This is a genomic window from Candidatus Syntrophosphaera thermopropionivorans (genome assembly GCF_004353895.1).
In the GTDB taxonomy this organism is placed as follows: domain Bacteria; phylum Cloacimonadota; class Cloacimonadia; order Cloacimonadales; family Cloacimonadaceae; genus Syntrophosphaera; species Syntrophosphaera thermopropionivorans.
This window is the reverse complement of record NZ_SMOG01000035.1, coordinates 4,343-8,427: the sequence shown is the minus strand read 5'-3', so window position 1 is coordinate 8,427 and position 4,085 is coordinate 4,343. Positions and strand designations below refer to the sequence as shown.

Here is a 4,085-nt window from a genome sequence, read left to right as displayed (position 1 = left end):
TTTTAAGGAGAGAAGGTGAATATATCTTCTCTCCTTTTTTATGTGAGTAAGGAAAACATTTCAAGATTGCTAAAACCTAATAATAATGATAATTTTAGCAATTAACTCTTGACATTTAGTCTGTAAGTTAAAGTATGCATAAAACGGTCGGGATGTAGCGCAGTCCGGTTAGCGCGCTCGGTTCGGGACCGAGAGGTCGGAGGTCCAAATCCTCTCATCCCGACCATAATTATATAATTACAGGTAATAAGAGCGAATGCCCAATCAAAAGCAAAATCTGAAATATTATATTCATTTACTTTATCCCTTTATTAAGAAGGATATAGGGCTTTTAGGCTTTGGTCTTTTTGCTATGCTTTGCACTTCAGCTTTGCAATTAGTCTATCCTTTAATACTAGCCAATATAGTAGATAAAAGCATTCCTTCGGGAAATGTTTCTCAGATGTATCGTTATGGTGCAATGTTTATAGCAGCAGTTTTGGTGTCCGGTGCTCTCACTTATCTACAAACTATTTTACTTTCAAAACTGGGAGTGAAAGTAATCACGAAATTTAAAGCGCAGGTTTTTCGTCATCTTTTAACTCTTCCAGTAGAATGGTTCAATAAACAAGCAGTAGGAGAATTAATAGCCAGAGTGGAATCAGATGCAGAGAGAGTAAAAGCTTTATTCTCAGATCTTTCCATCCGTATTATCGGCAATCTATTATTCTTTATTGGGATATTTTTAGTTATGTTTTTAAAAGAATGGCATGTGGCTGCTTATATTTTACCTGGTATAATTGTTGGTGTTATAGCTTATTACTACTTGATTAAGTATTTATCCAAATTCTATCGTCAGATAAGAGAAAAGAACGCTCTGGTTACGGCTAAGATAACAGACTATGTTCAGGGAGTGCCTATAATTCAATCCTTGAATCTTCAGAATAAAGTCTATAATGATTTGAGAAATGCTTCGGATGATAAATATAAACTGGAGACCAAAACCACCTATCTGGAATATGGTGCTCAAAGTTTTTTTATGTTCCTATTTGAAGTCTTTTTCATTGTAATGATTATAAGGATAACCGCACCACAGATTATGGCAGGCATTGTAACGCTGGGGACTCTTATTGTTTTTATTGATTACACCTATAGAATGATTTGGCCCCTGATGTCTATCTCAGAAAATGTTATGCAGATTCAGCGTTCCTTTGTGTCCTTAAAAAGGATTTTAGAGCTGAACGAGCTTCAATCTGAGGATGAGATTTTTACTGGAAAGAGACTTCCTACTTTTGAGCATGAGATTCGCTTTGAAAATGTCTGGTTCGCTTACAATAATGAAGATTGGGTGCTAAAGGATATCTCTTTCACCATACCCAAAGGTAAAAAGATAGCACTGGTTGGTCCTTCTGGTAGTGGAAAAACTACTACGGTTAGTCTACTGTGTTATTTTTATCAAGCACAAAAGGGACAGATTTTAGTTGATGGAGTTCCTCTTTCAGAGATTGATTTTAGAGCCTGGAGAAGAAAGATTGGCTTAATTTTGCAGGATGTTTTTCTTTTTCCAGGTAGCATTTTAGAGAATGTAAGAGTTTACAACGATGCTATATCTGAAGAAAAGGTTAAAGAAGCTATTAATGTAGTACAATTAGATGAATTTATTCAAGAACAGCGTCTTGGTTTGGATACTGAATTAGCAGAACGGGGTCAAAACATTTCTCAAGGAGAAAAACAGCTAATAAGTTTTGCTCGTGCTCTGGCTTTTGATGCTGAAATAATCGTTATGGATGAAGCTACTGCCTCGGTTGACCCTCAAACGGAAGCCAGAATTCAACATAGTATGGAAAGGGTCTTTGCCAATAAAACAGTTGTAGTAGTGGCACATCGTTTAACCACTATTCTGGATGCAGATGAGATTCTCTTTTTTGATAAAGGAAGGATTATTCATAGGGGTACACATCAACAACTGTTAAAAGAATCCAGTGAATACAGAAAATTAGTTACTCTCCAGATGATTGGACTGGAGGACACTCTTGGATAAGCACATCAAATGGATTGTTAATCAATGGAAGAGAGAAAAGTGGTTTGTTCTCTTGATGCTGGTATTTACGCTGGCAAGTTCAGCAGTTTCCATTGCTTATCCTATTTTATTTGGTAGATTGCTGGACTTACTAAAGAATATTTTAGGAGAACCTGCCAAATATCCAAATCCTATGCAGGAAATAAATCGTATTATTTGGGTCTTTGTTGCTCTTGGCTTTGCTCAATTTATCACAGGTTTTTATCCTGCCATTCGGGGTTGGATGAATATCAGATTTGAGAATTTCCTAAGAAAATACTATTTTAAATTCGTATTGACCAAGGACTTTAGGTTTTTCCATAAATTTAGGACTGGTGATATTGTAACCAGATTAACCGATGATTTAACGGATTATTCTAAGATAAGCTGGTTTCTTTGTTCAGGGATTTTCCGGGCAGTTAATTCATTCTCTTTAATTGTTTTTGCTCTGGTGGTAATGTTCAGTATTAATACCAGACTTACTTTGCTTTCTATTGCTTCTTTGCCTATAATGATGGTGGTGTTCTATTTTGCCTCGGACAAGCTCTATCGAAATTTTGAACTTAATCAGAAAGCCATAAGTAATATTAATAGTCAGCTGGAAATGAGTTTTTCTGGAATAAGGATTGTTAAAGCTTTTGTCAGCGAAGAAAAGTATAATCGCTTCTTTGATAAGGCACTGGCACAACGATTCAAAACTGAGCTGGGCGTGGTTAAACTAAATGCACTTCTCCAATTGATTTACGGCTATATTGATTATATAGCGCAGATTGGTGTGATTCTCTTTGGTGGTTATATGGCAGTGAAGGGCACTATATCAGTGGGAACTTTCTATATGTTTTATTCCTATTTAGGGATGATGATATATCCATTGCTTGATTTGCCCCAGTTATTTGTTTCCGGAAAGCAAGCTTTTGTTAATATAGACCGTTTAGAAGAGATAAAAGATTTTCCCAGCTTTTATGATAACTGGCGAGGTGATATAAAACCTAAAGATATAGAAGATATAACATTTCAAGAGGTTAGATGCACCTATCCGGGAAAAGACGAACCAGCACTTAGAAACTGCAATTTAGAGTTTAAAAAAGGTGAAAAACTGCTGATTCTGGGTTCCACAGGAGCGGGGAAGAGTACTATTGCTAATCTTATAGTGGGTTTACTTTTACCCGATAAAGGTGAAATTCTGATTAACGAGATTCCTTTTTCCAAGATAGAGTTAAATGCATTGCGTGAACTCATTGGCTATGTCCCACAAGAACCAGTGCTTTTCACTGGAACAATAAAAGAAAATATCCTTATGCCTGTGGATGAGATTTCTGAAGAGGAATATCAGATTGCCGTGAAAACAGCTCAATTAGAGCAGGAATTAGCTTCTTTTCCAGATAAGGATGAAACTCTGGTTGGACAACGAGGATTAGGTGTATCAGGTGGGCAGAAGCAACGTATAACTATTGCGAGAGCATTGATAAAAAGACCACAACTTCTGGTGTTGGATGATATAACTGCTTCACTGGATGCTGAGAACGAAGAAAAACTTTGGGAAGATTTAAATGCAAATTATCCAGGAATTTCTGCTATAGTGATTTCCCATCGGCTTTCAACTTTGCATTATGTGGATAAGGTACTCTTTATAGACGAACAGGGTTGCACACATCAGGGCACACATGAGGAACTTGTCTTTAAAAATCAGGAATATCACGATTTCTTACACGAGCATTTAAAGGAATAAAAGAGTGGAGCGGGAAACGGGACTCGAACCCGCGACATCAACCTTGGCAAGGTTGCGCTCTACCAACTGAGCTATTCCCGCATGGTACCAGAGGCCGGACTTGAACCGGCACGGACAAAAGTCCGAGGGATTTTAAGTCCCTTGTGTCTACCTATTCCACCACTCCGGCACGCTATTTTTGGAGGCGACACCCGGATTCGAACCGGGGATAAAGGTTTTGCAGACCTCTGCCTTACCGCTTGGCTATGTCGCCTTAATTCATCTGGAGCGGGAAACGGGACTCGAACCCGCGACATCAACCTTGGCAAGGTTGCGCTC

At 37.9% G+C, this 4,085-nt stretch carries 2 protein-coding genes and 5 tRNA genes (1 of these 7 cut by a window edge); 3 read left to right on the top strand and 4 right to left on the bottom strand.

The genetic code is table 11. The features are described 5' to 3' along the window. Positions 1-148 precede the first annotated feature (148 nt). The 3 genes from E0946_RS06930 to E0946_RS06920 all read left to right on the top strand — a co-directional run bounded on the left by E0946_RS06930 (position 149) and on the right by E0946_RS06920 (position 3,767). Positions 149-226, top strand: a tRNA-Pro gene (locus E0946_RS06930). Positions 227-256: 30 nt separating this feature from the next. Further along, on the top strand, positions 257-2,020 hold the full coding sequence (locus E0946_RS06925; RefSeq protein WP_133201739.1) for an ABC transporter ATP-binding protein: 1,764 nt from the start codon (positions 257-259) through the stop codon (positions 2,018-2,020). After that, positions 2,013-3,767: an ABC transporter ATP-binding protein gene (locus E0946_RS06920; protein WP_133201738.1), complete on the top strand. Its 1,755-nt coding sequence runs from the start codon at positions 2,013-2,015 to the stop codon at positions 3,765-3,767. Before E0946_RS06925 ends, E0946_RS06920 begins: the two co-directional genes overlap by 8 nt. Positions 3,768-3,772: 5 nt before the next feature. Here the strand turns inward: E0946_RS06920 and E0946_RS06915 are convergent. The 4 genes from E0946_RS06915 to E0946_RS07345 all read right to left on the bottom strand — a co-directional run. After that, positions 3,773-3,848 (bottom strand) — tRNA-Gly (locus tag E0946_RS06915). Between the two features lies 1 nt (position 3,849). After that, positions 3,850-3,936 (bottom strand) — tRNA-Leu (locus tag E0946_RS06910). A gap of 10 nt (positions 3,937-3,946) precedes the next feature. Then, positions 3,947-4,020 (bottom strand) — tRNA-Cys (locus E0946_RS06905). 10 nt (positions 4,021-4,030) lie between these two features. Next, a tRNA-Gly gene (locus E0946_RS07345) sits at positions 4,031-4,085 on the bottom strand (it continues 121 nt past the right edge of the window).

Coding starts and splice junctions, on each gene's coding strand:
- E0946_RS06925 (WP_133201739.1), top strand. CDS start 257: ATGCCCAATCAAAAGCAAAATCTGAAATATTATATTCATTTACTTTAT.